This is a genomic window from Paenibacillus sp. (assembly GCF_048976745.1).
GTDB lineage: Bacteria > Bacillota > Bacilli > Paenibacillales > Paenibacillaceae > Paenibacillus.
Genome location: NZ_JBHGUU010000005.1, coordinates 362,724 through 389,656, shown reverse-complemented (window position 1 = coordinate 389,656; position 26,933 = coordinate 362,724). Strand labels below are relative to the sequence as shown.

General features: G+C 46.7%; 25 protein-coding genes and 2 pseudogenes. 15 read left to right on the top strand and 12 right to left on the bottom strand.

Going from position 1 to position 26,933, the window contains the following annotated elements:
* Positions 1–67: 67 nt before the first annotated feature.
* On the bottom strand, positions 68–2,077 hold the full coding sequence (locus ACE3K2_RS05530; RefSeq protein WP_421887705.1) for a S9 family peptidase: 2,010 nt from the start codon (positions 2,075–2,077) through the stop codon (positions 68–70).
* Positions 2,078–2,467: 390 nt separating this feature from the next.
* Between ACE3K2_RS05530 and ACE3K2_RS05525 the strand changes: the two genes are divergently transcribed.
* The 6 genes from ACE3K2_RS05525 (at position 2,468) to ACE3K2_RS05500 (ending at position 6,611) form a co-directional block, all read left to right on the top strand.
* Positions 2,468–3,025 carry an STM3941 family protein gene (locus ACE3K2_RS05525; protein WP_421887702.1) on the top strand — a complete coding sequence of 186 codons (558 nt, stop codon included), beginning with the start codon at positions 2,468–2,470 and terminating at the stop codon, positions 3,023–3,025.
* 39 nt (positions 3,026–3,064) lie between these two features.
* On the top strand, positions 3,065–3,931 hold the full coding sequence (locus tag ACE3K2_RS05520) for an aldo/keto reductase (RefSeq protein ID WP_421887699.1): 867 nt from the start codon (positions 3,065–3,067) through the stop codon (positions 3,929–3,931).
* A gap of 184 nt (positions 3,932–4,115) precedes the next feature.
* Positions 4,116–4,502 carry a GntR family transcriptional regulator gene (locus ACE3K2_RS05515; protein ID WP_076331852.1) on the top strand — a complete coding sequence of 129 codons (387 nt, stop codon included), beginning with the start codon at positions 4,116–4,118 and terminating at the stop codon, positions 4,500–4,502.
* A complete protein-coding gene (locus ACE3K2_RS05510) occupies positions 4,495–5,193 on the top strand; it encodes an ABC transporter ATP-binding protein (RefSeq protein ID WP_421887695.1) in 699 nt (232 codons plus the stop codon). Before ACE3K2_RS05515 ends, ACE3K2_RS05510 begins: the two co-directional genes overlap by 8 nt.
* Entirely contained in the window at positions 5,190–5,930 is a 741-nt protein-coding gene (locus ACE3K2_RS05505; RefSeq protein WP_421887692.1) for a hypothetical protein, read from the top strand. Before ACE3K2_RS05510 ends, ACE3K2_RS05505 begins: the two co-directional genes overlap by 4 nt.
* 180 nt (positions 5,931–6,110) lie before the next feature.
* Entirely contained in the window at positions 6,111–6,611 is a 501-nt protein-coding gene (locus tag ACE3K2_RS05500; RefSeq protein ID WP_421887688.1) for a hypothetical protein, read from the top strand.
* A 107-nt stretch (positions 6,612–6,718) separates the two neighbouring features.
* On the opposite strand, the gene ACE3K2_RS05495 is transcribed toward ACE3K2_RS05500, so the two are convergent.
* The gene (locus ACE3K2_RS05495; protein ID WP_421887684.1) at positions 6,719–7,603 is read right to left on the bottom strand and encodes a WYL domain-containing protein; all 885 of its coding nucleotides are present in this window, start codon (positions 7,601–7,603) and stop codon (positions 6,719–6,721) included.
* A complete protein-coding gene (locus ACE3K2_RS05490) occupies positions 7,551–8,906 on the bottom strand; it encodes a helix-turn-helix transcriptional regulator (protein WP_421887681.1) in 1,356 nt (451 codons plus the stop codon). Before ACE3K2_RS05490 ends, ACE3K2_RS05495 begins: the two co-directional genes overlap by 53 nt.
* A gap of 371 nt (positions 8,907–9,277) precedes the next feature.
* Between ACE3K2_RS05490 and ACE3K2_RS05485 the strand changes: the two genes are divergently transcribed.
* The 3 genes and pseudogenes from ACE3K2_RS05485 to ACE3K2_RS05475 form a co-directional block, all read left to right on the top strand.
* Positions 9,278–10,771: a TROVE domain-containing protein gene (locus ACE3K2_RS05485; RefSeq protein WP_421887678.1), complete on the top strand. Its 1,494-nt coding sequence runs from the start codon at positions 9,278–9,280 to the stop codon at positions 10,769–10,771.
* Between the two features lie 26 nt (positions 10,772–10,797).
* On the top strand, positions 10,798–11,601 hold the full coding sequence (locus ACE3K2_RS05480; RefSeq protein ID WP_421887675.1) for a nucleotidyltransferase domain-containing protein: 804 nt from the start codon (positions 10,798–10,800) through the stop codon (positions 11,599–11,601).
* A gap of 15 nt (positions 11,602–11,616) precedes the next feature.
* Positions 11,617–11,733 (top strand): annotated as a pseudogene (locus ACE3K2_RS05475) (YHYH domain-containing protein); the annotation flags it as partial.
* Between the two features lie 127 nt (positions 11,734–11,860).
* Here the strand turns inward: ACE3K2_RS05475 and ACE3K2_RS05470 are convergent.
* Positions 11,861–12,253 carry a RidA family protein gene (locus tag ACE3K2_RS05470; RefSeq protein ID WP_421887672.1) on the bottom strand — a complete coding sequence of 131 codons (393 nt, stop codon included), beginning with the start codon at positions 12,251–12,253 and terminating at the stop codon, positions 11,861–11,863.
* Positions 12,254–12,534: 281 nt separating this feature from the next.
* Between ACE3K2_RS05470 and ACE3K2_RS05465 the strand changes: the two genes are divergently transcribed.
* Positions 12,535–12,786: a hypothetical protein gene (locus tag ACE3K2_RS05465; protein WP_047841868.1), complete on the top strand. Its 252-nt coding sequence runs from the start codon at positions 12,535–12,537 to the stop codon at positions 12,784–12,786.
* A 125-nt stretch (positions 12,787–12,911) separates the two neighbouring features.
* Here ACE3K2_RS05465 and ACE3K2_RS05460 read toward each other — a convergent pair whose 3' ends face one another.
* From ACE3K2_RS05460 to ACE3K2_RS05445, 4 genes and pseudogenes are all read right to left on the bottom strand, one after another.
* Positions 12,912–13,748: a hypothetical protein gene (locus ACE3K2_RS05460; protein ID WP_421887669.1), complete on the bottom strand. Its 837-nt coding sequence runs from the start codon at positions 13,746–13,748 to the stop codon at positions 12,912–12,914.
* 59 nt (positions 13,749–13,807) lie between these two features.
* On the bottom strand, positions 13,808–14,266 hold the full coding sequence (locus ACE3K2_RS05455) for a hypothetical protein (RefSeq protein ID WP_421887666.1): 459 nt from the start codon (positions 14,264–14,266) through the stop codon (positions 13,808–13,810).
* A 17-nt stretch (positions 14,267–14,283) separates the two neighbouring features.
* Positions 14,284–15,288, bottom strand: a pseudogene (locus ACE3K2_RS05450) (WXG100 family type VII secretion target); the annotation flags it as partial.
* A 369-nt stretch (positions 15,289–15,657) separates the two neighbouring features.
* Positions 15,658–16,578: an AEC family transporter gene (locus ACE3K2_RS05445; RefSeq protein ID WP_421888369.1), complete on the bottom strand. Its 921-nt coding sequence runs from the start codon at positions 16,576–16,578 to the stop codon at positions 15,658–15,660.
* 121 nt (positions 16,579–16,699) lie between these two features.
* On the opposite strand from ACE3K2_RS05445, the gene ACE3K2_RS05440 reads away from it, so the two are divergent.
* The 3 genes from ACE3K2_RS05440 (at position 16,700) to ACE3K2_RS05430 (ending at position 19,607) form a co-directional block, all read left to right on the top strand.
* Positions 16,700–17,215 carry a mismatch-specific DNA-glycosylase gene (locus ACE3K2_RS05440; RefSeq protein WP_421887663.1) on the top strand — a complete coding sequence of 172 codons (516 nt, stop codon included), beginning with the start codon at positions 16,700–16,702 and terminating at the stop codon, positions 17,213–17,215.
* A 225-nt stretch (positions 17,216–17,440) separates the two neighbouring features.
* Positions 17,441–18,016, top strand: a complete 576-nt coding sequence (locus tag ACE3K2_RS05435) for an RNA polymerase sigma factor (protein ID WP_421887660.1) — start codon at positions 17,441–17,443, stop codon at positions 18,014–18,016.
* Entirely contained in the window at positions 17,994–19,607 is a 1,614-nt protein-coding gene (locus ACE3K2_RS05430) for a hypothetical protein (RefSeq protein WP_421887658.1), read from the top strand. The genes ACE3K2_RS05435 and ACE3K2_RS05430 overlap by 23 nt, the downstream gene beginning before the upstream one ends.
* A 232-nt stretch (positions 19,608–19,839) precedes the next feature.
* Here ACE3K2_RS05430 and ACE3K2_RS05425 read toward each other — a convergent pair whose 3' ends face one another.
* Positions 19,840–20,901: a LacI family DNA-binding transcriptional regulator gene (locus tag ACE3K2_RS05425; RefSeq protein WP_421887655.1), complete on the bottom strand. Its 1,062-nt coding sequence runs from the start codon at positions 20,899–20,901 to the stop codon at positions 19,840–19,842.
* Positions 20,902–21,246: 345 nt separating this feature from the next.
* Between ACE3K2_RS05425 and ACE3K2_RS05420 the strand changes: the two genes are divergently transcribed.
* A complete protein-coding gene (locus ACE3K2_RS05420; RefSeq protein ID WP_421887652.1) occupies positions 21,247–22,566 on the top strand; it encodes a glycoside hydrolase family 125 protein in 1,320 nt (439 codons plus the stop codon).
* A 300-nt stretch (positions 22,567–22,866) separates the two neighbouring features.
* Here the strand turns inward: ACE3K2_RS05420 and ACE3K2_RS05415 are convergent, their stop codons facing one another.
* Together ACE3K2_RS05415 and ACE3K2_RS05410 are read right to left on the bottom strand one after the other, a co-directional pair.
* Positions 22,867–23,922, bottom strand: a complete 1,056-nt coding sequence (locus ACE3K2_RS05415; RefSeq protein ID WP_421887649.1) for a Gfo/Idh/MocA family protein — start codon at positions 23,920–23,922, stop codon at positions 22,867–22,869.
* A gap of 78 nt (positions 23,923–24,000) precedes the next feature.
* Positions 24,001–24,888, bottom strand: a complete 888-nt coding sequence (locus ACE3K2_RS05410) for a sugar phosphate isomerase/epimerase family protein (RefSeq protein ID WP_421887646.1) — start codon at positions 24,886–24,888, stop codon at positions 24,001–24,003.
* A 129-nt stretch (positions 24,889–25,017) separates the two neighbouring features.
* Between ACE3K2_RS05410 and ACE3K2_RS05405 the strand changes: the two genes are divergently transcribed.
* Entirely contained in the window at positions 25,018–25,914 is an 897-nt protein-coding gene (locus tag ACE3K2_RS05405; protein WP_421887644.1) for an AraC family transcriptional regulator, read from the top strand.
* Between the two features lie 247 nt (positions 25,915–26,161).
* Here ACE3K2_RS05405 and ACE3K2_RS05400 read toward each other — a convergent pair whose 3' ends face one another.
* Positions 26,162–26,845: a serine/threonine protein kinase gene (locus tag ACE3K2_RS05400; RefSeq protein ID WP_340019453.1), complete on the bottom strand. Its 684-nt coding sequence runs from the start codon at positions 26,843–26,845 to the stop codon at positions 26,162–26,164.
* Positions 26,846–26,933 lie beyond the last annotated feature (88 nt).

The following is a 26,933-nucleotide window of genomic DNA, read 5'->3' as shown; positions in this document are numbered from 1 at the left end:
TTCCAACGGGCGGCTTTTATGCTTGAATTCATATCTGGTTCTATTCTTCTCAGGAAATTGATGTTATTTACAGGTATTCGTTAAACCAACCGGCAATATGCTCCAGACGGCGTACCCTTAAGTGGGGATGACCTCCGCGAGACAATTCATGATTGGCCCCTGGGAAACGAACGAGTCGAGTGGTCTGTTTTCGGCGTTTCAACGCAATGTATAATTGCTCAGCCTGTTCAATCGGACACCGCAGATCCTGTTCGCCATGCAAAATGAGCAGCGGAGTACTCACGTTGCCGACATAAGCGAGTGGGGAATGTTTCCACAGTTTTTCCGTGTCATCCCACGCGTTACCGCCAATCTGATCTTCCGTGAAGAAATAGCCAATGTCACTGACGCCATAGAACGATAGCCAGTTGCAGATGGAACGTTGGGTAACAGCGGCTTTGAAGCGATCGGTGTGCCCAACAATCCAGTTGGTCATGAAGCCACCATAACTGCCGCCGGTTACGCCCAGTCTGGATTCATCAATAAACGCATACTGGGACAGGACGTAATCCACGCTCTCCATAAGATCGCGATAATCGCCACCGCCATAATCTCCGCGACAGGCGTTTACAAACTGCTGCCCGTATCCAAGTCCCCCGCGTGGATTGATGTACACAACAGCATAGCCTTGTGCGGCGAGAATTTGGAATTCGTGCATAAATGTAAAACCATACATCATGTGGGGGCCGCCATGAATCTCAAGAATGGTCGGGATTTTGACCCCATCGACCATGCCACGAGGTTTCATGATCCACCCTTGCAGCCGCAGGCCATCCGAAGCGTTGAACCAGAAGGTCTCGGGTGCACTAAGATGGATCTCATCCTCAAGCTGTGGATTGCTGCGGGTAAGCTGAATCGGTTCTACACCGGAATCTTCCGGTTGTTCATACATATAGAGGTCACCAGGATTGCGCGTATTGGCAACAGCGGCAACAATCCGTCCGTTTTCCAATTCGGTAAATTGATAAATCTCCTGCTCGTCAGGCAATATATACTCGGCACTGCTGCCGTCTCGTGCGAATTTGGCGATGCGTACACTACCATGAATGGTCGCGAGACAGAGGATGGATGAACCATCCCGACTGAATACAGGCCCTGTAGTTGTCAGATGTGATCGCATGTCACCAACAATGCTGTGATTTAACTGTACGTCCCAATCCGTGCTCAGACATACGGGTTCACCACCTGATATAGGAAGAGTATATAGCTTCACAAGCGTGGCATTTCCATAAGAACGGTCACTGGCGAGCAGGGCCAGGGATTGTCCATCCGGTGCAAATGTCAGTCGGCTGAACGTATATCCTTCCGGGGTCAACTGCTGCACATCTGTTCCATCTCCCTTGGCAAGGTACACATGATTGGTCAGGGTGTAATCGTTATGTTCCTCGCCTTCTTCAGGCATTTGCGTGATCCATGTGATGAATGATCCATCCGGTGACCAGGCGTAGTCGCCAACGTCATAATGACCTGTAGTTACAGGGATAGCTTCTGCGTCGATTAGCGAGATGGTGAAGAGATGGGAACGTCTTCCGTCCCATAATCCGCCTGCATCAGATTTCATTCGAATTCGGTCCACGACATGTTCTTGCGGCAGTTTAGGGCCATCGTCTTTGGAATCTGTATGTTTTAATTCGTTTTCTCCGCTCATATCCACGGATGATTTCACAAGTAGGGTATGGCCATCTGGTGACCAGAGAAAGGAACTGACGCCATGTTTCAAGTGACTGATTTGCTGTGCTTCTCCGCCATCAGCTGCGATAATCCACACTTGGGATTTTCCCTCAACCTCTCGTATAAAAGCAAGCTGTGACCCATCCGGCGACCAGGCTGGGGAGTGATCCTTCTCTCCAGAGGTAAAGGGCCTGTCCTTCTGACTCCCCAGATGCAACAGTCTTAGGTGAGAACAATAACCGTCACGTGCTTCATTCGTTTTCCGGCTTACATATACCAGTTGTCCGCCTTGAGGAGACGGAGTTGGATCGTTAACCCATGTAATGTGATAAAGATCTTCCGATGTTATGCCGCGCTGACTCATCATTGTTTGTCCTCCCACCATGAATTAGAATCGGCTAATTTCCTAACCTTTCCATTTATATTAACGGAAAGCATGGGACAGGACAATAAGTGTAATGAAGGAGGGGCGAATTTATAACAGCGATCGGAAGGTTGTTCTGTCATCGGAGTGGTCAGTGCAAACATTCTTTGTTCAATTCATATAGATGTGTTAAAAGGATTTGCTCGAAAGATGACGAATCCTAATGTGGAATAAGCGCAGAAATGATGAAAATGCTCTCAATTTAATGTTTAACCTTCGTGAATTTGGTTTAATGGACAATGCAATTCTGTTTTACATTCGGATATTTGGTTTATAACCATTCGTTTATATAGAACGCGTATGATTCAGTCGTAGTGAAGGAGGAACGTCACGTTGAGCACATCCTATGAACAGCATGTAGAATATCCAAACCGGAAACGAATGGCGTGGCTTACGGCAGGGGCAGCACTTTTTGTGGCAGCCGGATTTTTTTTGATTTTTGATAGTTCCTCAAGTACGAATGGTTCCATCCTCTCGGGTGTGATTGGATTTCTATCCATTTTATTTTTTGGGCTATGTTTCTGCTACAGTTTGGTAAAGATGATTAAGAAGGAACCTTCTTTTGTGATCGATGAGGATGGATTTGTGGATGCATCTTCTTATACCGCAGGAGGGGCAGTGGCCTGGAGAGACGTTGAGAATATTTTTATGTATGAATTGATGGGACAGAAAATGATTGGGGTCAAATTGCGGGACGAGAAAGCCTTTTTGGATCGTCAGAACGGGATGAAACGCAAATTAATGACGGTCAACAGCAATATGGTTGATGCGACCATCAGCGTTGCCCAAAGTAGCCTCACCATGCCACTGGACCAGTTGTATATCTTGATGATGAGCCACTGGAGACATGTGAGTGATAACCTGATTTATGATTCGTATAATCGTCGTTAGAGTCAATATCCATCGAGTCTTCAGAATGGAGGAATATAGATGTTGCATGGTGATCAGACACGCACGATTCTGCTTCCGGATGGAACTGCCCTGCCCGCGATAGGACAAGGCACGTGGTACATGGGAGAAAAGCAGTCCAGCCAGGAAGAAGAAGTACGGGCACTGCGTTCCGGTATTGAACTGGGAATGACCGTGATTGATACGGCAGAGATGTATGCAGAAGGTGGGGCAGAAGTCGTTACGGGGAAGGCCATCTCGGGCCTGCGTGATGAGGTTTTTCTCGTATCCAAAGTATATCCCCATCATGCAGATCGCAAGCAGATGATTACAGCCTGTGAGCGTAGTCTCGCGCGTCTTGGTACAGATCGCTTGGATATGTATTTGCTCCATTGGCGCGGAGGAATACCGCTCGAAGAGACGGTCCGGGCCTTGGAACAATTGAAGCAATCCGGTAAAATTTTGCGTTGGGGTGTCTCAAACCTGGATACAAGGGATATGCAGGAATTATGGAGTTTGCCGGAGGGTTCTCAGTGCATGGTGAATCAGGTGCTTTACCATGCAGTTTCGCGTGGTATTGAACATGATTTGCTCCCTTGGATGCGGGAACGTAACGTTCCTGTTATGGCGTATTGTCCACTGGCTCAGGGGGGCAGACTTCGCAGTGAATTGTTGGAGCATCCAGTCATTCAGAAGATTGCGAAGGATCGAGGAGTTACAACTTCGCAGATCGCATTAGCCTGGGTGATCAGGGACGGAGATGTGCTGGCGATTCCCAAGGCGGTACAGCTGAATCATGTGGCGGATAATGCAGCAGCAGTGAATATCGTTTTGACACCAGAGGAACGGAACCAGTTGGATGAGGCTTTCCCTGCACCTAAAGGCAAAGTACCCTTAGATATCGTGTGAAATAAGATGACTAAGTTATTCAGAGCAGATCTTCATGATCTGCTCTTTTTTTGCATTTATATTGATAACCAAAGTTTGCTCATCAACTGAGCGAATATATATTTATAACAAATGGGCTTTACAACACTATATTACTAGTGTACTATGTAACTAACACACCAGTACAGAGAGGAGCGAGAGCTTTGTGACTATGGAATTTGATAACAACTTACCGATCTATCTGCAGATCATGCAGTACATCAAGAGACAGATTGTAACCGGGACACTTCAGGCAGGTGACAAAATTCCTTCGGTTCGTGAACTTGCGGCTGAATTACAGATTAATCCCAATACAGTACAACGGACATTTCAGGAGCTTGAGCGGGAAGAAGTGGTCGAAACCAAACGGGGGTTGGGCAGATATGTGACCAGTGAGGAGCGGAAGATTATGACAATCAAAAAAGAGATGGCCAGTGAGTTGCTGGAACGGTTTCTAACCGGAATGCAGGAACTGGGGATAGAAGAGCAGGATATCTTATCCATCGTGGCCGATGCCGTTGCGGAAGGAAAGGGAGGAACAACGCATGAGTAACATCCTTGAATTGAACCAGATTAACAAGACATATGGCAGTAAGAAAGCGCTCAGTAATATCAGCTTGGATATCGCTCCTGGCCGAATTGTAGGTCTGTTGGGGAGCAACGGCAGTGGCAAAAGCACGCTCATGAAGCTGGTTGCAGGTTTGCTGCATCCGAGCAGTGGTACGATTCAAGTCACAGGCAAGCCTGTTGGGTTGGAGACGAAGTCGCTGGTTTCATTCATGCCGGATCGTCCATTAACCGAGAAATGGATGAGAGTGCGGGATGCGATTGCGTACTACCGCGATTTCTATGCTGATTTTGATGAAGAGAAGGCACGGGAGATGCTGGAGTTCATGAACCTTGTCGAGAGTGACCGGGTACGGCATCTGTCGAAAGGTATGAATGAACGACTGCAACTAACACTTGCGTTATCCCGTAAGGCTCGTCTGTATCTCCTGGATGAACCGATTGGCGGAGTAGACCCGGTTGCGCGTGGCAAGATTCTGGATGCGATCGTCAAATTCTATGATGAAGACAGCAGTCTGATCATCTCCACACATCTGGTGAATGATATCGAGCGGATTTTTGATGAAGTTGTCTTCATTCGTGAAGGTCAACTGGTGATGCGGGAGGAAGTGGAAACGCTCCGTCTGAAGTATGGAAAAAGTGTGGATGAGATGTTCAAGGAGGTCTATGCGGAATGATGACATTATTGAAGTATGACTTTAGAAGGAACTGGAATACACTGCTGGCTGGGCTGGTTATTTTAATTATCGCGCAAGTGGCGCTTTCCCTTTTCATGTCTGAGGTCACAGGGGTTGTGCTTGGCATTATGGGTTATGTTGGAGTAGGTGTGGCGATTTATGTGAAAATGATTAAAACATACACGTCCAATATCCGCTCTTATAATCGCCGTCTCTTACCCGTAACAGGTCTAACACATGTGTTGTCTCCACTGATCTTTGGAGCTCTTTGCGGGTTGGGATTAGTTATTATATTTACGACTCATGCCTACATCTATATCTCCATGAAACTCAGAATGAACATGGTTACCAATATTGATTTTTCCGGTCTGCAAGTTTCGGATTATATTCGTTTGTTGCTGTTTATCGCTTGGGTTATCGTATTTATGACTGTCATCATCTTTCTTTCGATCTCCATTGCGGGCAGCTTCCGTTGGAGAACGGGACCATGGATCGGAATCGTCGCATTCTTAGTCCTCGTTAATCTGATTGGCTGGTTGGAGAATATGATTATGACAGGACGCTTCAATCCAAATGAGATGTTCCGGTACACCGAAGACAGTACAGGTATTGCAATCACAGCCAATGGTGTATTATGGTCGGACGGCATGTGGGGAAGCATTGTATTTGAAGTCATTGTGGCGGTCATCTTGGTGTGGGCTACCATTTACCTGAACAACAAAAAAGTCGAAGTCTGATGACAGGATAACTTGAACGTAATGCGAGCAACCAGGGTTGCTCGTTTTTTACATCCAGCGATGATCTGATTTTTGAATCAAACCCCATTAAAGATACGTAAATATAGATATATTGTGTGTTCGATGTGAGATGGTGTTTATAAAGAACGAAAGGATATGTAAGGGAAAGGAGAAAGGGTTATGGAACTTTACTTCAGAGATAATTTTTTTAACGCGGGTTACACCGAGATTATGAATCCGGATCAGGAACAGGCAGGGCATCTGGATTTGAAAAGTCTCTTTGGCTCTTCGCTTGATGTATCAGATAACTCGGGGTTGGTTTGCAGCGGCAAATTCCGCATGTTAACCAATCGTTGGGATATCACTTCAGCAGATGGGAGACATCTGGGTGTATTGCGAGCGAGGTTTAGCTTCTTCAGCAAAAAGTATGAATATGATGCCGGATCGCGCGGTACGTATGATGTGTCTGCTCCAGCATTTTCGCAAGAATATGATATAAGTGGCAGTGGCGGCCGCATCGTGGCAAGTTTCCGCCGCACCAGTGGCTGGTTCAGTTCAGGGGCATTTGTATTAGATAACCAATCGGAACAACTGGACACATATGAATTAGTTGCAGTAGTCATGGGCGTACATGCGATTAATAAAAGACGGAATTCGGCTGCCAGCAGTGGGGGAACCTAGTTTAGGCGCATGTATGGAAAAAAGGTTTGGATGAGATCATCCAGACCTTTATTTTGTATACGGATTTATTTTTGAGCAATAGGTTAGGGTTAACCCGCTTTTACCAATCAATGCCCATCGGCTTTTGCAAAAGGTTTTTCCTCGCGTTGACGGTGCTGAACCTCATTGGAGTGTTCGGAATGTAAATCAGAATCTTTTTCTGCATAACGGGCCAATGCCTTGGCGGCTGTCTCAGACATTCGCTCCCGCAGCATCGTGTGATCGGCAATTCGTACCCGTTTGCCGAGAAAACGCATCTTGGATAAGACATAATCCATCTCATTCCGCGGAACGGTCAGCTCGATTCGATACATCTGCTCGGCTTCCAGGTACTCGACCTGTTTCTCGAAGCAGGAGAAGGCATAGAGGATTCGGGATAACTCCTGATTGAACTCGGGCAGAACCTCAATGGTGATGGTCGTTTTGCGCTTCTCCGTAATTGCAGCAATTCGGGCAGTGTAACCCGAAACGGTATTCGGCTCAACCGATTGGGCTTCCACGGTAACGATGCTGTGCAGCTTGGTGGACATGAGCCTGTCGATGCGAGGCGCGTACCAGAGCACGTACCATTCTTTTTTGACCATGGAATACTCCAGTTTATACGGAAAACCAAATTCATCCTGACTTGTGCGTCCGTTACGGACGCGACCGATCAGTCGAAAACCCTGGCGATGAAGAATGATTAGTCGTAACGGTCTAAGAAGTGGATGAGAGACACTACTTTCCTCACTTTTGGCTTTTTCAGTCAGGTAATCTTGAAGGTTCAGATCCTGCTCGCTATTCAACATGTTGTGCATTTTATCCAACGTTATAGGGTTCAGGGCTTCTCTTGCAGCAGGGTGATTTAACATCATGCGAAGCCAGGCACGTTCCTGTGAGGTCCAGGTGAACAGTCCGGTTTCATTCAGTCGTGTCATCATCTGGTAATTGAACATCTTCTCGAACAGGTTCATAATATTCCGCAATCTCCTTCCATTCCTTGATCATCTCCTGGCGTAGTCTCTGAGGTGCGATGATTTCGCAGCTTGAGCCAAAACTCCGTAACCACGGTTTGATCTCAGTGGTACCGTTGACCTGGATTTCGTAGAGAAAGGTATGGTCCGTTTCGGGTGTGATTTTGCCCCATTGACCTTGCAGACGAACCCGATCCAGAATGAAGTTGCGCTGACCACGCTCCGGGTGGAAAAAGCGAGCTTGAACCGTCACGGTATTTCCCGTATCCACGAGCCAACTGTAGCGACTAATGTCGGTCCACTGCTGCTTCAGTTCGAGCATGTATTCCTCTTCTACTGCATCTTGTTCCTCCAACTGTGTTATGCCCTCCATGCGGAATTTCACAAAGCCGCGGCGGCCCTGATATCCAATGACATACCAACGACCATACTGATGGTCATAGACCACTTCAAGGGGCACGATCCGGTTGGATCGACCACCGGCTTCACGTTCAAAGCGTGGATTCGTATTCTGTGAACTGTAGCTGGATGGTTTTTTCGGTGAATAGTATAGGAACTGCACACGTTTGCGCTGACGAATTGCACTGAGCAGCGTGTAGAGATGAGCTTCATCCAGGATACGAGAGTAATAGTGATACTTATAGATATAGGGCTCGGTAGCTTCTTCTTGCGTAAAACTTGCCCTAATGGCTTTCTTCAGACTGTCCCGCAATAAGTACCCCTGTACGGAAGGAACCTGGGTATTTGCCATCAGATCCACAAAATCATACAACTCCAGCTGTTCCTCCACGGTTAATTCGGTAAGGACATCTTGTTGTAAAGCATAACGATAGGGTCTGCCACCCGGCTCTCTTCGAATAACCCCAACCTCTTCCAGATATTTTAGATCAGAGCGAATGGTTTTCTCGTCAGGTAACGCCAGATCTTCCGGCAGATTAGCACAGCAGGCGTCCAGCAGTTCCATCGCGGTCAGTGCTGTATCTTGTAGGGTATGCAAAAGGACGGAAAGACGCTGAACTTCAGTCTCTTTCATCGACTTGGCGCGGAAGAGGAAGAGCAGCATAGGTTCCGCGGATTCTCCATACTGGAAGCGGACAAGATCAGTCATTTCCCGGCTTGCTTCGGCACCTGAACGCTGGTCCGTGACGCTCTGCATGATTTCTTTTAACCTGCGATTGGTTTTATCAAAGGTATGTACGGATATGCCAAGCCGCTCGGCATACTGTTTGCGGGTATATGCACCACTTGTCAGGGATAACATGCGTAAGAACTGAATTTCTTTGTCAAAACTCTCTCTTGCCATGCACATTCACTCCTTGTTATCCCTTCATTGTAGCAGGAAGAGTGTCAGGTTTCATTTTAAACTTATGAAGGTTGCCTCCATTGCAGAAATTCAGTCGTCGTCATACTTTCGCCATGTTCGCGTGCAGATGTGTGAGGCATAATGAGGATGTGAAGCGGGGCAACAACAAGCACTGTGGATCAAGGTTCCGAGGCGCCAGGGAGGGTTACTTCGACTGTTAATCGACCAGGTCGTTGGTTCGAATCCAATCGCCGCCGTTCATGGCGGTGTAGCTCAGCGGTAGAGCGGGTATTATACCTTCCCACCTATTTCCTCGGAACACTTTATTATGAGAGAACAGTAAATAGACTCACACCGGGAGGTCATGAGGGATGAGCAGAGCGAAACAATTATTCAATCAACCTCAGCCAACGACACGTAATCATGGGTGCTATGGAGCCTATGAGCGATTGGTGGAGGAACAATATATACAGATGTTGATGACCAATACATTGAACAATACGTTCTATGCAGATACCCAGCAGCTGATGGACGACGCGATGGTCAGTCATCAGGAGATGGCTGAGGTCGATGCAGGCTTTATGGCGCGGGCGCTGGTCTATGCTCGTCATGAAGGTTTGATGCGGTTACAGCCGTTATACGGCCTGGCACTCTTGTCCAAAGTGGATGTGGATCAGTTTGCCAAGGTATTCTCCCAAGTGGTACAGACACCGGCTGATTTGGCTGATTTTCTGACCATTCTGAGAGGATTGGGTCGGGGGCAGGGCGGCCGGGCGGTGAAGCGTCAGGTGAGTCTCTTTTTGAACGGGATCAGCGAATACTGGGCGATCAAATACAACGGACGCGGGCGTGGATACAGTCTGGGCGATATGATCGCTACAGCACACCCCAAGCCGATCGATCTGAAGCAGCAAGCCTTGTTCCGTTATTTGCGCGGACACGAGGTGGATCTTACGGAACTTCCGCAGTTGCAGGCGCTTGAAAAGCTGAAAGCTACCCCAAACCCGGCAAGTCGGATGTATCTGATCGAAAAAGGTAAACTGCCGTATTCGGTGGTCACCTCGATCATGCAACCGACACGTACGGTGTGGGAGGCGTTAATGTCACAGATGCCGACCTTTGCGTTGCTGCGCCATTTGAATGCAATGGATCGGGCAGGTGTTTTTGAAAAATCGAAAAATATCGATGTTGTTACACGTCGTTTAACGGATGCGGAAGCTTTGCGCAAATCGCGCATATTGCCATTCCGATTTGCCAGTGCGTATGAAATGATTGCGAGGGAAGAGTTGCGGGATGCTTTGCGGCAGGCAGTGGAGCTATCGATTGGCAATCTGCCAACGCTCCCGGGAAGAACTGCTATTTTCCTGGATCGTTCCGGTTCCATGCAAGGAGATTATTTACGGATTGGTTCGGTACTGGCACTGGCGCTTTATAAACAAACACGAGGCAATTCGCTGTTCTGGTTATTCGACCATATGGTTGAAGATGCTCGTCCCAAGATGGATGAAAGTATTCTTTCCCAGGCTCACCGGATTCGCGCACAAGGTGGAACGGACACGGGTCGACCCGTGCGGGAACTTCGGGATATCGGAGAGAAAGTGGATCAGATCATTATGATCACCGATGAACAGCAGAATGAAGGCAGCCCGTTATATGCCGAGCTTGAGCGATATCGCCGGATGATGAATCCGGAGCTGAAGGCATTTATTGTGGATATAGCACCTTATCAGCAGGCCATGGTACCGCCACGGGATGGCAAAACCTTTTACATCTATGGTTGGAGTGAAACGGTATTAACGTATATTGCCGAGACTGTAGCAGGATATGATACACTCGCGAACCGGGTGAGAGCGATGGAAATTTAGTTAGGCGAAATTGGAGGCGACGCACCATGACCTATGTTCATGAAGAAATGAAAGATACGATTAGACAGCAGCTCAAGCAGATTGAACAGGAGGAGCAGGTACGGATTATCTATGCCTGTGAATCAGGCAGCCGGGCGTGGGGGTTTCCTTCTCAGGACAGTGATTATGATGTACGTTTTCTGTATGTGAGACCGCTGGAATGGTACTTGTCGATTGAGGATCGAAGGGATGTTATCGAACGTCCAATCAGTGATCAGCTGGATATCAATGGTTGGGATCTGCGCAAGGCGTTGAAGCTGTTTCGCAAATCCAATCCACCACTGCTGGAGTGGTTGCAATCCCCTATTCAGTATGATGAACAGTATAACGTGGCACAGCATATCCGTGCACTTTCACCGTTGACCTTCTCGCCCAAGTCCTGCATGTATCATTATCTGAATATGGCAAAAGGCAATTATCGGGATTATTTACAAGGTGAGCGAGTAAGAATTAAAAAGTATTTCTATGTGTTACGTCCCTTACTCGCTTGTGGCTGGATCGAACGTTATGATGAGATGCCGCCGATGGCATTTGAAGAGCTGGTGCAAGAACTTGTCCCTGCAAATACATCGCTGTATACGGAGATTCATGAATTGCTGCGCCGGAAAAAGGCAGGCGAGGAAATGGATCTGGAGCCACAGCTGCCCGCAATCCAGACTTTTTTGGCGGAGAAGATCGAGTATTTTGAACAACTGGCTGGCCAGATGGATAATGAGCAAATCATTCAATTTGAAGAATTGGATCGGATTTTCCGTTTGGCATTACAAGAGGTGTGGAGTGAAGGGGAATAAGAGGTCACCTTACAGGCAACACCCAAAGAAATTAAGGGAACAACATACATTCCACTCAGAGTTTTGGTAGAAGGGCTTGGAGCATCCCTCACTTCATCCGGTAATACGCTGACAGTGAAGATGAAAGAATAAGATTAAGAAAAAAAGCAGGTTGGGACCTAATCCCAACCTGCTTTTTTATGTAGGCATGAACTTCGTTAAAGAAAGTTCCTTATCCTGCCTGTGTACGTGGTGCTGTAACTTTTGACATGACCTGGGCTCAGTTGGTATGAGCAACGGCGCGAATCTCAATCAGTTGATGAGGGAATGCCAGACCCGATGTCCCAACCATCGTAACAGCCGGACGATGAGTACCAATGTACTCTTTATACACGGCAACACATGGCTCAAGATGCTCCTGCGGGTGAACCAAAAAAATCTCCAGTTCAGCAATATTCGACTTGGTCACGTTAAATCCTGCGAGCACACGATCCAAGTTATCCAGTGTCTGGCGGACCTGTGCTTCAATATCATCAACACCAATGAACGTTCCCTGCATATCATGCGAAAATTGGCCTGCAATGTAGATCATACCGTTAATGCTGTATCCCTGAGCAACGTTAAATGCTTCTTCCCACGGGACACCGTGGCTATAGATTTGAGCTGTGGTCATATGGTTCTCTCCTTTGGAATTCAAAATAAGTTTAGAGCAAGTATAAACGGAGAAAAACGACTTGGGCAGTACGCACTTTCATGACAGTGACTATCCAAAAGGATAGCGTGAGCAGGGGGTTAGTAAGCCTAACGACTCATTTGGGAGAATCTTTATATCAGGATATTTAATTTAGGTATAACTAACTTAAGTCCTATATCCTTCCCCTAGAATCTGGGTAATAATTATAGTAGGCAAGTGATTAATGGAATCTCATAACGTAACGATAGGGGGTAACCTGTATGGCATCCGTGATTCTGCTGGTGAAACAGACGGAGGACGATGAGAAGGTTATTTATCGATTCGGACCGAATGAGCGAAAGATGGGGCTCATTGAGATGAATAAGATCAAGGAAAGTGTGAGGGAACTGGAACCTGTCCAGGTGGATGGGGTAAGCCCGAGTTTTTTCTTTAACCGAGCCGCGCAGCGACTGGTACGATGTTTATTCAGGGAAGGCGGCAAGTTCCCGGAACGAACGACGTTTGAATCATAGTCCTATGGCAGGCTGCATGACAAGTAGGATGAGCAGGCAGTTGAGAGTTCATGGGTTAAATAATGGAAGAAGTCCAAGAGACCAAAGGTGGTGGCTCTTGGACTTTTTTTGCATGTGCTGCACATTTAAGTATGGGAGACAGGGGCCGCGAAGCGATCGATCCATTCTCGCAATTGTTTACGAAAGGAGGAATTGGTATGCTGGTCAATCTCGATGTTGGAATCATTTTCGCTGGTGGAATCTCTGTTAGTCATGCTCCAGATACCTTGTTCGGTATGAAGCAGCAGGAGAGCTTGATCAGGCAGAGGAATTACATCTTCGGCATAATTGATGATACTGAGGTTATCCACACTACGACCAGAAGCTTCAAAAGAGTTATGCCATACCTTCAATAACTCGCGTGTTTCTAGAGGTAGCTCCCAATCGTCCATGAATCTATCTAACACAATACGGTTTTCCTCGTTCGTCAGGACAGTCCATTGTTCCTCCGTTATCGTGAACTGAGTAGGTTGATCAATGAATGGTTTTTGTTGCCCTATGTAAAATCGGAACAATTCCTCTTCCCATTCCTCAGGTTCTGTCCAGGTGAACAAATGCACACGTTGATCCACTGCCAAATGATAGAGGTATGTATCGTTGTTATCTGTACTTTTGTGAATAGTTAATACCTTTTCTTGTTCAAGGCTGTCTGAGTACGCTCTAATCATGCTGCGGCTTTGGGCAAAATGCATAAGCATCTTCAGAAACTCCGGCTCGATCTCTATCTCGGTATCTTCCATATGCAAGATGAGTCCTTTGGATAAAAGACCGTGAGAGGCAGCCCTTAGAACGAGTTCCCAGTGTTGTTCAGATAACTCGCCATACATCGGTTTTAGGAGACCGGCTGCAATGTCCTCTGCGCCAATTGTGGCCAGCGCAAATCCGAATTCTTCAATGGATAAGGTAACAAGTCGTTTATTCATGAGCTTAACCGCCTACTTTCTATGTAGATTGTTAGATTCAGGTTACTTTTTTTATAAGGTCATTTGTGCTCATTCCAGGTTTTTCGAAGTACTTTAAGAATGTCGTTTTCCTGATGTTTCAGTAGACTATACGTATATATTTTATAGCTTTTTCCATCAACCATTTTGAATAAGTAATAGGATGGAGTAGGCTGAATCCATTTGTTTAGTCCCGGTGCTACGAAATCAATGGTGCGTATATCCTTCCAAAATAACTGTTTTCCTGCATTTGTCTTAATGCCAGACAGGTCGAAGGAAAATAAGATGTTTGTTCCAAATATTCTCGTGATGTTCCAGATCAACAGACGTCCCACAAACCAAAAGCTTAAGAATGCCGCACTAGTAAAGTACAAGGTTTGCAGAACGCTATTGTCACCATAGATAACATCACCAATCAAGACAAGTCCAGCTATGATAAAAAGAGCAGATATCAGCGTATGACGTATTGCATATTTTCGTTGGTATGTAACGAACTGCATGGATACCTCCTAAGTATTTATTTGAAGAGTTTACTAACCCATCTAATCCCTTTTTCAGCCGCCGAGGCTATATGTTTTCCGGCGTAACTACCTATGGCTCCGCCTACATAAGCTCCAACTGCTGTTCCTGCAGGCCCGGCGAACGATAATAGGGTCCCGCCAACAATAGCCCCGGCTCCTGCGGAGGCAGACTTGATCACGATATTCGATGTGGATACGGCGAGATCCGTTTTGGTTAATGTTCCTTCCTTATACTTGGAGACCGCTTTGACCCCTTCATCCCAAACATTAAGTCCTACGTTGATAGGGAACAGTTTTTTGCTTATCATTGTAGGTATTTTGGAAATTTTCATACCGTATTGACCTTTATTCACACCGGCAATAACATTGCGGGTCCATTGACTGAAGCTGTTGGCTTTGTTGAAACCAAGCCCGATATCACCTACTTTTAAATTACCTGCAAGTCGATCAAAGCCTTTTAATCCTTTCATGACCAGTCCCGGGTTGCGGAATTGTTTATCCAGTTTACGTGCCATGTTACTCAGAAAGGAATTCCCCTTTCCCTTCACCCACGGGGCATTATGGACTTTGGCACGGCTAGAGTTCCGGGGATCTACTTTGAAATGAACCGTTTTGGAGAGTACCATGGACGTAGCCAAAGCAGAATATAATCCTGTTCCAATCAGGCCTACATTTCCATGAATTCCATTAACTATATTCCAAGACTGACTTCCTTGATCATATATATCCGATAGTGTCGTTTTTACATCTTTCCCGGAAGTGGATTGGCTTGTATTGGTCTGTACACCATGCCCCTGAGATTGATCCGCTTGGGAGAAACGAGTTGCGATCGTATGTAGTTCCGTGCCAATCGCAGAGACTGAGCTAGAGAATCTTTCCATTTGCCGATGTGCCACCTGAAAGTTCTGAAAGAAACGCTCCTGTGTGATTCCTGACCACTGGCTTTGTAATGTACTTATATGTCTGCTTAAATTGTTAATCATGCTACGACTATGTTCCGAAGCTTGAGCAAATTAGTTGGAGATTGCCTGAAGCTGCTCAGGCGGTACAATAATCCTGGTCACGACATTCACCTCGTGGAAGATAAAATTAAGAATTTCTACAGATTATGTATATATCAAAAATGAAACGATGTGAAATATTTACCCACTAATTTTAAAGGTCGAAACGTTTATTCGCAACGGATAATAAGGAATTGACGCGCAAAACAGTCCTTTGGTTGGGTTAAATAAATGCTTTTCGTAAGACTTTGTTCCTGCAAATGGGACGAAGAGTATAAACAAAGAAGCCCACAACCACCTATAGGGGGCGTGGACTTGTAAATTTTAGTTGGGTCTTAATGGAGGGATGTACTTATGGACATTCCCCATCTAGAACGTTTTGGCATAAGAGATCAGTGCCGTAATCGTAATGATATTAAGCAATGTTGAAATCAACACCGTCTGGGCTGCAAAATCGGGTTCGTTATCGTATTCTTCCGCCAGGATGGATGCGTTGACACCGGTCGGCATACCCGAAGCGATAATGAGTGCCTGTGCAGCGATGCCTTCCAACCCTAACATGAGCACAATCGAAATCCCGATAGCCGGGCCAATCAGGAGACGCAAAAATGTGCTAATATACACATCAAGACGATACAGTCGAATTGGATATTTTACAATCTGTGCTCCGAGTGTCAGCAGCGCTACAGCGACCATACTTTGCTGCGCATAGGTCAGCGGCATGGACAGGAACGTAGGCAAGGGAACCTTCCACATATGGAACAGAATCCCCAGCAAGAGTGCATACGGAACAGGCATTTTGAGAAATCCAATAATCACCGCACGGTAATTACCTTTGAGCTTCGCGCCCTGAATGGACAACACGCCATAGGTAAATGTCAGTAATGCCTGCAAAGACATGACCAGCGCCTGAATGGAAGAGGCGAGGGGATCGCCGCGGAATACCAGTGCATTGATGGGCAGTCCATAGTTGCCTGCGTTATCCAGCATAATACTGTTGTTGAAGGCAGCCTTCATGCCTTTATTCATTTTAAGTGAGCGCGCAACTACAGAACCTACAATATAGAGAATCAATACATAGATTGCGTAAAATAATGTCACAGTCCCGAGCAGTTCGCCCGACATATCCGAGTGATACATGCTCATAAAGACGGCTGCGGGGGTAATACAATAGAAATTGATTTTGGCGAGAGTGTACAAGTCCAGCTTGAACACCTTTTGCATCCAGGAACCGACGGCGATCAGTAGAAAAACGGGTAGGACGACTTCAAGCATGATGTCTGCAATCATTAGTTCAGCTTCCTTTTTCATGAAAATTTCAATCCGATTTCGAAAATGCTTTGCTTATTATATCATTTTATACACAACCGAACGTGGGAATAGGCTAAAAAAGATCAGGAGGGGTTGCATCATGATTCCAGATCATCTGGATGTTGGTTTATCGATATTGTTTATTGGTTTCAATCCGAGCATTACGTCTGGAGAGACGGGTCATCATTATGCTTACAAAGGAAACCGGTTCTGGCGCATCCTTGAACGATCGGGATTAACCCCGCGTTTATATGATGCACAGGAGGATGGAGAGTTGCTGAAGCTGGGGTACGGATTCACCAATATCGTGGCCCGGCCCACTAAAGGTATGGAAGATATTACGAAGGAAGAATATGCAGAAGGACGCCAGATTTTGCGGCAAAAGCTGGAGGAATACCGACCGGACATCGCCTGTTTTGTCGGAAAAGGGGTGTACACCCAGTACAGCAAACGTGCCAAAGTACAATGGGGATTCCAGGATGACCCGGTCGTCAAGGAAATTCAGGAATTCGTCGCTCCTTCATCCAGTGGACTCGTGCGCATGTCGATGGATGAGATTGTGGCGATCTATTCACAGCTTGCTGATTTTGTTGCGGACAAGAACAGGGAGAATTAAGAGGAAGAAAAACAGGAGAGGTAAGATAGCAGCAGTAATAGGCTACCACGAAATCTATAGAGAATGTGCAGCGACAATCACAGAATGTTGGTACGCAGAGTTCATCCTGTCGGCTTCGCAGATGAGGGCGAATTCTTTTTTTTGGATAAAGTGAGAGGTTTCGGGAACGGCTTCCGTCTATATAGTACAGAACCATGCATGGAAGCTGTAGAGAAGGGGGATTACATGACTCAACAGATACCGGAGGAAGAGCTTATTGAGCGCATTATTGCAGGAGATAAGCAGTTGTTCTCTGTGCTAGTAGATCGATATAAAAATAAAGTCTACGGCATCATGCGCGGAATGGGTGCGAGTCATCCGGATGCCCAGGATCTCGCTCAGGATACGTTTATTCGTATCTATCGATATCTTCCATCGAGGCGGGAGGGAAGCAGTTTCTCGTCGTGGGTGTACACCATTGCGGTGAATCGGATGCGGGATTTTATACGGGAAAAGAAACCCGTCATGTCTCCGGTTGATCAGGGGATCGAACCTGTCAGTAATGAAACACCGGAGAAACGTGTGCTGCATAAAGAGATGCAGCGTGAAATATATCGACATCTCGAACAGTTGCCTGATTCGTATCGGCTGGTGTTATTACTGAAGTACACAAACGAGTTGAGCTATGAAGAGATTGCGGATGTTACGGGCTTGAGTTCAACCAAAGTGCGTAATGCCCTTTATCGCGGGAAAAAAATGCTGAGGAAGCAAATGGAACGCAAAGGAGGTTTAGCCACGTATGAAGCCTATTTCAAAGGATGAAGATCGGTTGTGGGAAGAGCATCTGTATCGAGAGGAGCCGGATGCGGATTTTACGCTTAAGGTCATGCAGAAGCTGGATGAGGTGTCCATGGAAAGTGGGGAAGACGAGCATCCATTCGTGAAAAAATCTATGAGAGCGCATTGGATGCGCCAAACTGGAATCGCCGCAGCGGCTGTTGTGATCCTTGCCGGAGGGGCCTGGTTTGCTTTTGACCGAACAGCAGAGCCAGCACAACCCGCGGTAAATGCTGTGGATCGTCTGCCATTGCCTAACCTACCTGTGCCTGAAGCATTGAAATATTCATATTTGGCTGATGATTACAAACGTCTTAAGCCTCTTGGACTTGTGGTGAATCCGAATCTACTTATTGAAGATAAAGGATACAAGCTCAAGATTGAAGATGTACTGGTGGATCGTTCTCAGATTGTAATGAGGCTGCAACAAACAGCACCTGATGGAACCAGAATGTCAATTTTATATCCTGAAATGGGAAGAATCCATGTCACTGATGAAACGGGAAGAGAGGTTGCGACCCTTGCAAGGGATACCAGAATAAGCAATGGCTCTCTTGACAAATTTGTATTTCAGTTTGACAAAGATATTCCTGATCAGGTGTTCGTGCGTGGAGAATTAGGACATTTAAAAGTAGGATTGTTTTATAATTTTGCGACAGAGTCATATGAGGAAAGAGACGTTACGGTGGATTGGAGTTTTAAATTCAGCATTGATATGACCAAAGCCAAATCGTTGGCTGTTGAAAATTCCATGAATAACACCTATACGACGCCAGAAGGACTGAAGCTCGATATGACACAGCTTGTTCGAACCCCTAACGGAACTCGGCTTGACCTGAACGTGAGTCTGGATGATGAACTTCGTGCCAAAGTTAATGAGGATTGGGCGAGCTATATGAGTATCATCTACCATCTTGAGATTCCTGAAACAAATGAATATCGAATTTTCAATGGGATAAGACCAGATTCCCGTCAAGCCAAGTTTCGGCTCCAAGATCTGAGTGACATAAGAAATGGTGGACCGTTGAAGTTATCTGAGACATGGGACCCTGCATTTGTTACGGTAGATGCGAAGAACATTCGCTTTATTCTGGATGGTTACACCCTCCCGGTGAAGGAAGAGAAATCAGTGGAAGTTGATCTGGAGAAGAGGCGTAAGGATACGAATTTTTATACTTTTGCACAATTTGAACAGCTTGGAGATGAAATATTATTTTATGATTTTGAGTACGAGCCACTGATGGAATCGTATGATCCTCCGAAGATTGATGTAAAGGAAGGGTATTCACTAGTTCTAAAGGGGAGTGGGACGTTCCGAAATGCTTTCATGGGTGATCGCTGGGTTGCAGTAGATTCGGATGGAAAAGAGTATCCTGTTGAAGTGAACGGTTATCCGGATCAGCCTAACAATAACGGTGAATACGTTGAAGATGATCTGCAGTTGAAGATTCGTGGCTTTAACGAAGAAAAGGGTACAAAATTCACTTTGAAAAGAACCGTAGTCGATAGAGAGTATCGTGATGTGAATTGGGAAGTGGACCTTCCATCGTACAATAGTCTGCCTTGGCTGAAATAACGATTAGTACATCTATTTTAATCAACAGCCATGAAGTAAATGAAGCTCTGAATGGATGGCATAAGTACTGATCTTTGGATTGGATTCTGGATGTATAGATAGGCATATAAGGTATACAAAAAAGGCTCTGCATAATGATATGCGGGGCCTCTTTCGTATGGCTCAATTTGAGGTTGGAAGCAAGTAACTAATAAATTTTTCTATCCAAGAGATCTTATTTATGATTTCCAAATTATGCCGATTCCCTTGGAATCAACGTAGTCGATAACATAACCGTTTCTTTCGGTGTCCCCGGGCGTTCAATCCGGCGTTGTAAAGCTTCAACCGCACGCTGTCCGAGTTCCTCTTTACACAGATTAACTGTGGTCAGAGGCGGGGAAGACGTAACGGCAGAGTGTACATTGTCAATACCGATGACAAGGCAATCTTTAGGTGTGGAGATGCCCATCTCCTGTAATTTGTGCATCCACTGCAAAGCAATATCATCATTAACACCAATCCAGGCATCGGGACGTTCATCATCTGGCATGTTTTGAATGGTGGTAGCCAATTGGTTGACCCATTCCCCATTCTCATACGGAATATTCCATTCTCTGAAGCTGGTCGTATGACTGGTATCCACATGGAAATGATTCAAGGCCAACTCAATCCCGATCTTCCGCTGCGCGAAGCTTGCAGCACGCCCATCATCTGTGATGAGTCCGATCCGTCGGCAATTCATAGACAATAGGTATCTAGCCACGGTGATGCCAGCTTCCAGATTATCGTGGCTGATCGTATCACAATTCAGCAGCGGCTCCTGATGATCTACGAGAATAATAGGCCGACCCGTCTGAGAGAGGCGTTGCAGAACCGTATGAGGAAAAGCACCCATGACAATAATTCCTGCACAACGTTCCCAGTCCAAATGAGGAGCAATAGCTTTTTCGGGAGAGGTGTTCTCGTCCGTCACTCCGAGTGAGGGAGATACAATGGCATGATGCCAACCACGCTCATTACAAGCGGAGATCATGCCTGACAGAACACGTTGCCAGTAGTGGGGTTCACCGCGGTTAAGCTGATTCATGCATATGAGAACAAACGGGGGATCGGACGGATCTGCATGGTTTGCGGCAGTAGAACTGTTAGTAGCCCCCGGCGTACTTTGGCGATATCCCAAAGCCCGGGCGAGTTCCAGTACCCGTGCACGTGTGGCTTCACTGACACCCGTCTTGCCACTGAGTGCGCGGGAGACGGCATATTTGGATAATCCGAGCTGGTCAGCCAGCGTCTGAATGGATACTTTGCGTGACATATCATTACTCCTTCATTTGACGATCATCTTCTGACACAGTACACTTACAAATAATACTGTTATTATAATTTATCATAACAAAAATAACAATAGAGTTGGGGTCATATAGTCAATCTAAACCAATCTATATATGTTGAACTAATCATTTACACGATAACGGAGAGGACAGAAAAAAATTGACAAAGCGAAGCGTGCGCCTTTATCACCAGATTTCCCCTTGAGAAAGGGGATCGAAAAAATCTGGGGATAACAGCGATTGGAAAGTTGTTCTGTCATCGTAGTGCCAGTGTAAATAATCTTTTATCAACTTATACATAAAACCTCAATTCAAAGGAGACAACATCCATGGAACAGTTCAGATTACCAAAAATCCCTATGCCGCATCTGGAATTACCGCAAGCTGTGCAGGATATTCTGACTGAAGCGGACGAGCGTTTGCAACATCGACCGAGGTTGCTGGCTCAATTTCGCAATTGTTTTCCCAATACGCTGGAAACGACTACAAAGCTGCTCGATGATGGAACAACCTTTGTAATTACAGGAGATATTCCCGCCATGTGGTTAAGGGATTCCGTAGAGCAGGTCATGCACTATGTTCCACTTGCGAAGGATGACGAGAAGTTGCAACGTATCATTGGAGGCCTGATCAAACGTCATACGTTCTACGCTGATATGGACATCTATGCCAACGCATTCAATGAAACGGCGAATGGATGGCATTGGGATGCCAATGATGAGACGGAGATGTCACCGTGGGTATGGGAACGGAAGTTTGAGCTGGATTCTCTATGTTTCTCCATGAAGCTGGCTTATACCTATTGGCGGGAGACGGAACTTACGGACATATTCGATGAGCGATTCAAGAAAGTGATGGAGAATATCGTACAACTATGGGAGACAGAACAGCATCACACAGAGCAATCACCTTACCGGTTCATGCGTCGTAATTGTCCAGCCCATGATACGCTGCGAAATGAAGGATTGGGTATGCCCGTGAATTATACGGGAATGATCTGGTCCGGATTCCGTCCGAGTGATGATGCCTGTGATTTTCATTATAATATTCCGGCGAACATGTTCGCTGCGGTAACCTTGCGTCAGATGGGGGAGATCGCGAAGTGGGTGTTCCGGGATGAACAACTGGTAAGCCGGATGGCTCGTTTGGAAGAAGAAATACGGCACGGTATCTCCCTGTACGGTACTTATCGTCATCCAGAGTATGGGCAGATCTATGCCTATGAGACGGACGGTTTCGGCAACTTTTGTCTGATGGATGATGCGGGTACGCCTGGACTGATGTCCATTCCGTATATGGAGTATGCTTCGGTGGAGGATGCTGTGTATCAGAACACACGGCGATTCATTTTGAGCAAGGAAAATCCGTTTTATTATGAAGGGAAGGCAGCCAAAGGGATCGGTAGCCCACACACCCCGCCGGGATACATCTGGCACATGGCGTTATCCATGCAGGGTCTGACCGCAGACAATGACGAGGAAATGCTGGCCATGATTGAATTACTGGAGAACACGGATGCAGGTACTGGATATATGCATGAGGGTTTCCATGCCGATGATCCCAGCACGTTCACAAGACCATGGTTTGCCTGGTCCAACAGCCTGTTCTCGCAGTTGGTGTATAAGGCAATGAAAAAAGGAATTCTATAAATGGTACATTTAAAAAAAGAGTTCTTACTGCTCGTAAAGCGGCCGTTTCGGTTACGAATCGTTCTTTCGATCGCTGTTATCCCCGGATTTCCTGATCGACTTTTGTAAAGTCGAAATCCGGTGATAAAGGCGACCGCGTTGCTTCTTCAGAATCGATTTCGTTCCCTGCACTACGTCGCGTTTCATCAGAAACTTTTTTTGTACCTTGTATAGGAAAGGGGAGTAGGTAAAAAAACAAAGCCCAAACTGCTAAACTATTGCAGTTTGGGCTTTGTTTAATTGGAAAACTCGGGCGCTTTGTTATGTGTTTTTCAGCAAATCGGCGATGAATACTTTCTGGCCTGTGCGTGCGCTTTCTAAGGATGCGAGGACCATAGCCATGCTGAACTGGTTATCACTGCAATCGGTCTCAGGCAGTCGGCCGGATTCCAGTGCAGCGAACATATCTTCTAGGCAGCCATGGTGTCCTGTTTTCTCCATGATTGGCAGTTCCGCTTCAATCCGCTCACTTGGCTGGAAAAAGGATGGTTTGCCGTCGGCATCCAGGCTTTGCGCAGCAACCACCTCAGCATAGATGTCATCATGACCATCCCAGATGGCGGTTCCTTTTTCACCGATTACGCGCCAGCTTGCTTCCCATGATGTGGGTACACCTTCTGCGCACCAGGATCCGCGATAGTTGAACACGGACCCGTCAGACATCTCAAATATACATAACGCCATCGCATTGCCCTGATACCAGGAACCTGGAGGATTGAACTCATGGCAGTACACCGATACTGGGTTGGCTCCGAGAATATATCGTGCCTGATCAAACGTATGTATTGCCATATCGAGCAGCAGCGGGCTATCCATCAGATCCCGGAATCCACCGAAGTGTGGCCCGAGGAAAAAGTCTGCCCCTGCGTAACCTACCTGCCCTATAGCTCCACCGGAAATGAGGTGCTGGTAGGCACGGATCCGCGGATCGAACCGGCGATTCTGCATCACGGCTTGAATACGTCCCGTGCTACGAGCGGTTTGCACAATATCCGTGCAGTCGGAGAAGGACTCCGCAAGGGGTTTTTCGCCAAAAACGTGACATCCTTCCTTCAGCGCTGTCATGGCAATGCCATAATGGCTCGCCGGAATTGTGACATCGAATACGATATTCGCACCAGTCGCTTGAATGGCCTCACGGATATCGGTAAACGTAGGGCAGGTGAGGTCATGTCTTGTAGCGAAAGCAGTAGCAGTCTGCTCATACAGATCAACTAGCCCGACGATTTCCGTATCCGGTCTTTGCAAGGCGTATTCGGCCCATGTGTTCGCCATGGCACCGCAGCCAGCGATAATTACCCGATAAGGATGACTCATGTTCTCATCTCCTTCGCATGGATTGTGTTATACAGCTCAAATGGTTTCTTCCTCGGAGTCTTCAAATCATGAGGTTTCCTAAACCGGATTGGGCACAAAATCGCCACCACGGCATTGTTTCAAATACCGTAAAGCATGTACCTGTCCGGTCATTTCGAGTTCGTCTTTGTAGACGGGATCATGCCAGCCTTCGATATCAATCGTGCCCTGATAACCGTTCTGACGCAGAATAGTGATAATGTCTGCCCAGTTGTTATCCCCGAAGCCGGGTGTGCGGTGCCAGACAAATTCCCGTGGACCGTGTACGCCGTATTCCTTGACAATATCCCAGGCAATCGTGGCATCTTTGCCATGGACGTGGAACACTTTGTGAGCCCATTTGCGTAGCTGTGGAATAGGATCGATCAGACTGGACATTTGATGGCAAGGCTCCCATTCCAGCCCAACATTTTCATCCGGAACCGCATCAAACATCATCTCCCAAGCCGTCGGGTTATGGGCAATGTTCCAGTCGCCTGTCTGCCAGGTGCCTCCCATATCACAGTTTTCAAAAGCAATGCTTACACCCCGGTCTGCTGCCCGGCGTGCCAGTTCACCAAATACTTTCTTGAACCGGGGGATGGACTCGTCAATGGGTTGATCGGTCAATCGTCCAGTGAACCCGGAGACGATATCTGCACCAAAGAGTTGTGCGTGATCAATCACTCGCTCCCAACTTGCCAGTGTATCGGCGTTGTCTCCGGCTCCCGTGAGCGGGTTACCAAATACACTCACCGCGGAGATGACAATACCCTTTTCGTCCACAATTTCACGGACACGTTTGGCTGTCTCGGCCAGATCCAGATCGCCAGTTGTTTGCCAGAAGGTCAGGTTAAATGATTCGAAGCCGTGTTGCATGATCTGCGGGATAACGCGGACGGCGTCCTGCCCGCCTACAAGAGTACCGATGCGTAATGATTTATTCATGGTTGAATTTCACTCCAATATTGGCTTATAGTACTTCGTGACACACTCATTATAGCCGTGGATTAACGGGATGGCTCTACACAATCTTGTGTAATATTAGTCGGATCTTGTGAAGAGGGGGAAGAAGTCGTGCTGGATCTGAAAGCGCTTCACGAAAATACCCGAATTGACCATAAATCACATCCATTTCAGCTGTTCCAAAATCGATGTTCAGATATGAAAGTGGAAGAATGCATTCTGTATTTGCATTGGCATGAACATTTTGAACTGATTGTCATGCGCAAGGGCAGTGCGCTGTTTCATATTGATAGCAAACCTTATGTAGTTCAAGCAGGTGAGGTCATCATCATTCCCGGAGGCACATTACATGTTGGATATGCTCTGGATGAGGGGGATGTGCATTATGATTCCGTTGTGGTGAACCGTGCCTTGTTTCATGACTTCACCCATGATCCTGTGCATGAGCAATATGTTGCGCCGTATCTGGAAGGCAGGGTGAGGTTTCCGGTCAAACCGGCAGAGGAAAATACAGCTTGCACAGGCTATTATTCTTTGCTGAATGAAGCCGTAGAGGAAATGGCGTTACAGCCCCCGGCTTATCAGCTCGTGGTGAAGTCCAAGCTGCATGCCTTATTCACCCTGCTTGCGCGAACCTTTATGCCGCAGCAGTTGCCGGATAAATCAGTAGGGTCGTATTTTCCCAATCGTGAACGTTTCAAACAGTTGCTTGCGCAGATTGAAGCGGACCCTACAGGTAAGATGTCTGTTACGGAAGCGGCGAGTCATGTGGGACTGAATGCGTATCACTTCTGCAAAATGTTCAAAAAGCTGACCGGACGTACCTTCGTGGAATACGTGAACGGATGCAGAATGAGTGAGGCAGAGCAGCTATTGCAAGGCAGCAATCTGACCATTACGGAGATCGCCGCCAGAGTAGGCTGCGATAACGCCAACTATTTTACGAAGTTATACAAACAGTACAAGGGCATGACCCCTTCGCAGGGGCGGGGGAGAAAAGAAGGTTGAGCACAGCCGGACTAGCAGTAGTCTCGAATAAAGTGTCATAACGATGGTTGTGACCATATGTAACTCGCAATCATAAATGTGGGAAAAGCAGAAGCGGAAGCAGAGAACACGGCAGTGATTACCGTAACAATAATCATACGCATACGCACATATACAAAGAATAACCCGGATAAAGGCCGATCAAGGCTGTTATCCGGGTGGTTTTGATTCAATAAAAACAAAACAATCCTCTATGTGTACAACGTGCCTATTTCATAAATCTGGAGAACAGACGATTGGCTTTCTTGGCGAGGTCGTCCATTTTGACGTTGGCATGATCGAACTGATTGTATCCCCATTTGATCGTCTGCAGCATGCGCGGAGATATGGGCGTTCCTTTGATTCGCGGATAGATGTTGTGATAGGCCCAGACGAGATGCTCCCAGCGATTGTCATTGCCGTCCTGAATGTATTCGGATACGTCAATTACTTTCCCACGTCCGTTCTGAAGAATGACATTTTTCAGATGAATGTCGCGAGGGTTCAACCCGCGGCTGCGAACGGCTTCTCGCGCTGCGTCTACATCGAGCATGACCTGCTCGGGGACGGGGATTCCTTTTTCCAAACATTCCAACAGCGTATCCCCGGGTTCGAAACTGATCACGAGAACGTTCCGGCCGCTGCCGTAATAGGTAGGAAAGTATGGCAGACCTTTGAGCTGTTCGTATACCTGTTTTTCATTTTCGAGTTTGTCCAAGGCATGATCCGAGTACATCTTAAAGGCATACTGCGGCAAGCCATCATACGTAAATACAGCCGCATCCGTACCTGTGCCAATGCAATTCAATCCTTCTACATCGCCGATGATGTTCACCAGCTCATTCCGGTCGCTTCCGATGACTTGGATCTGTTGTAACGCTTCTTCCGCCTGGAACCAATCCGGTCGATTCATGGGTGGTGCCTCCTTTTAGGATATGCCTGTACAATTTTTCATATAATCATTTTCTAACGAACGGAGTAAGTCTTATTTCGCGTTCGTG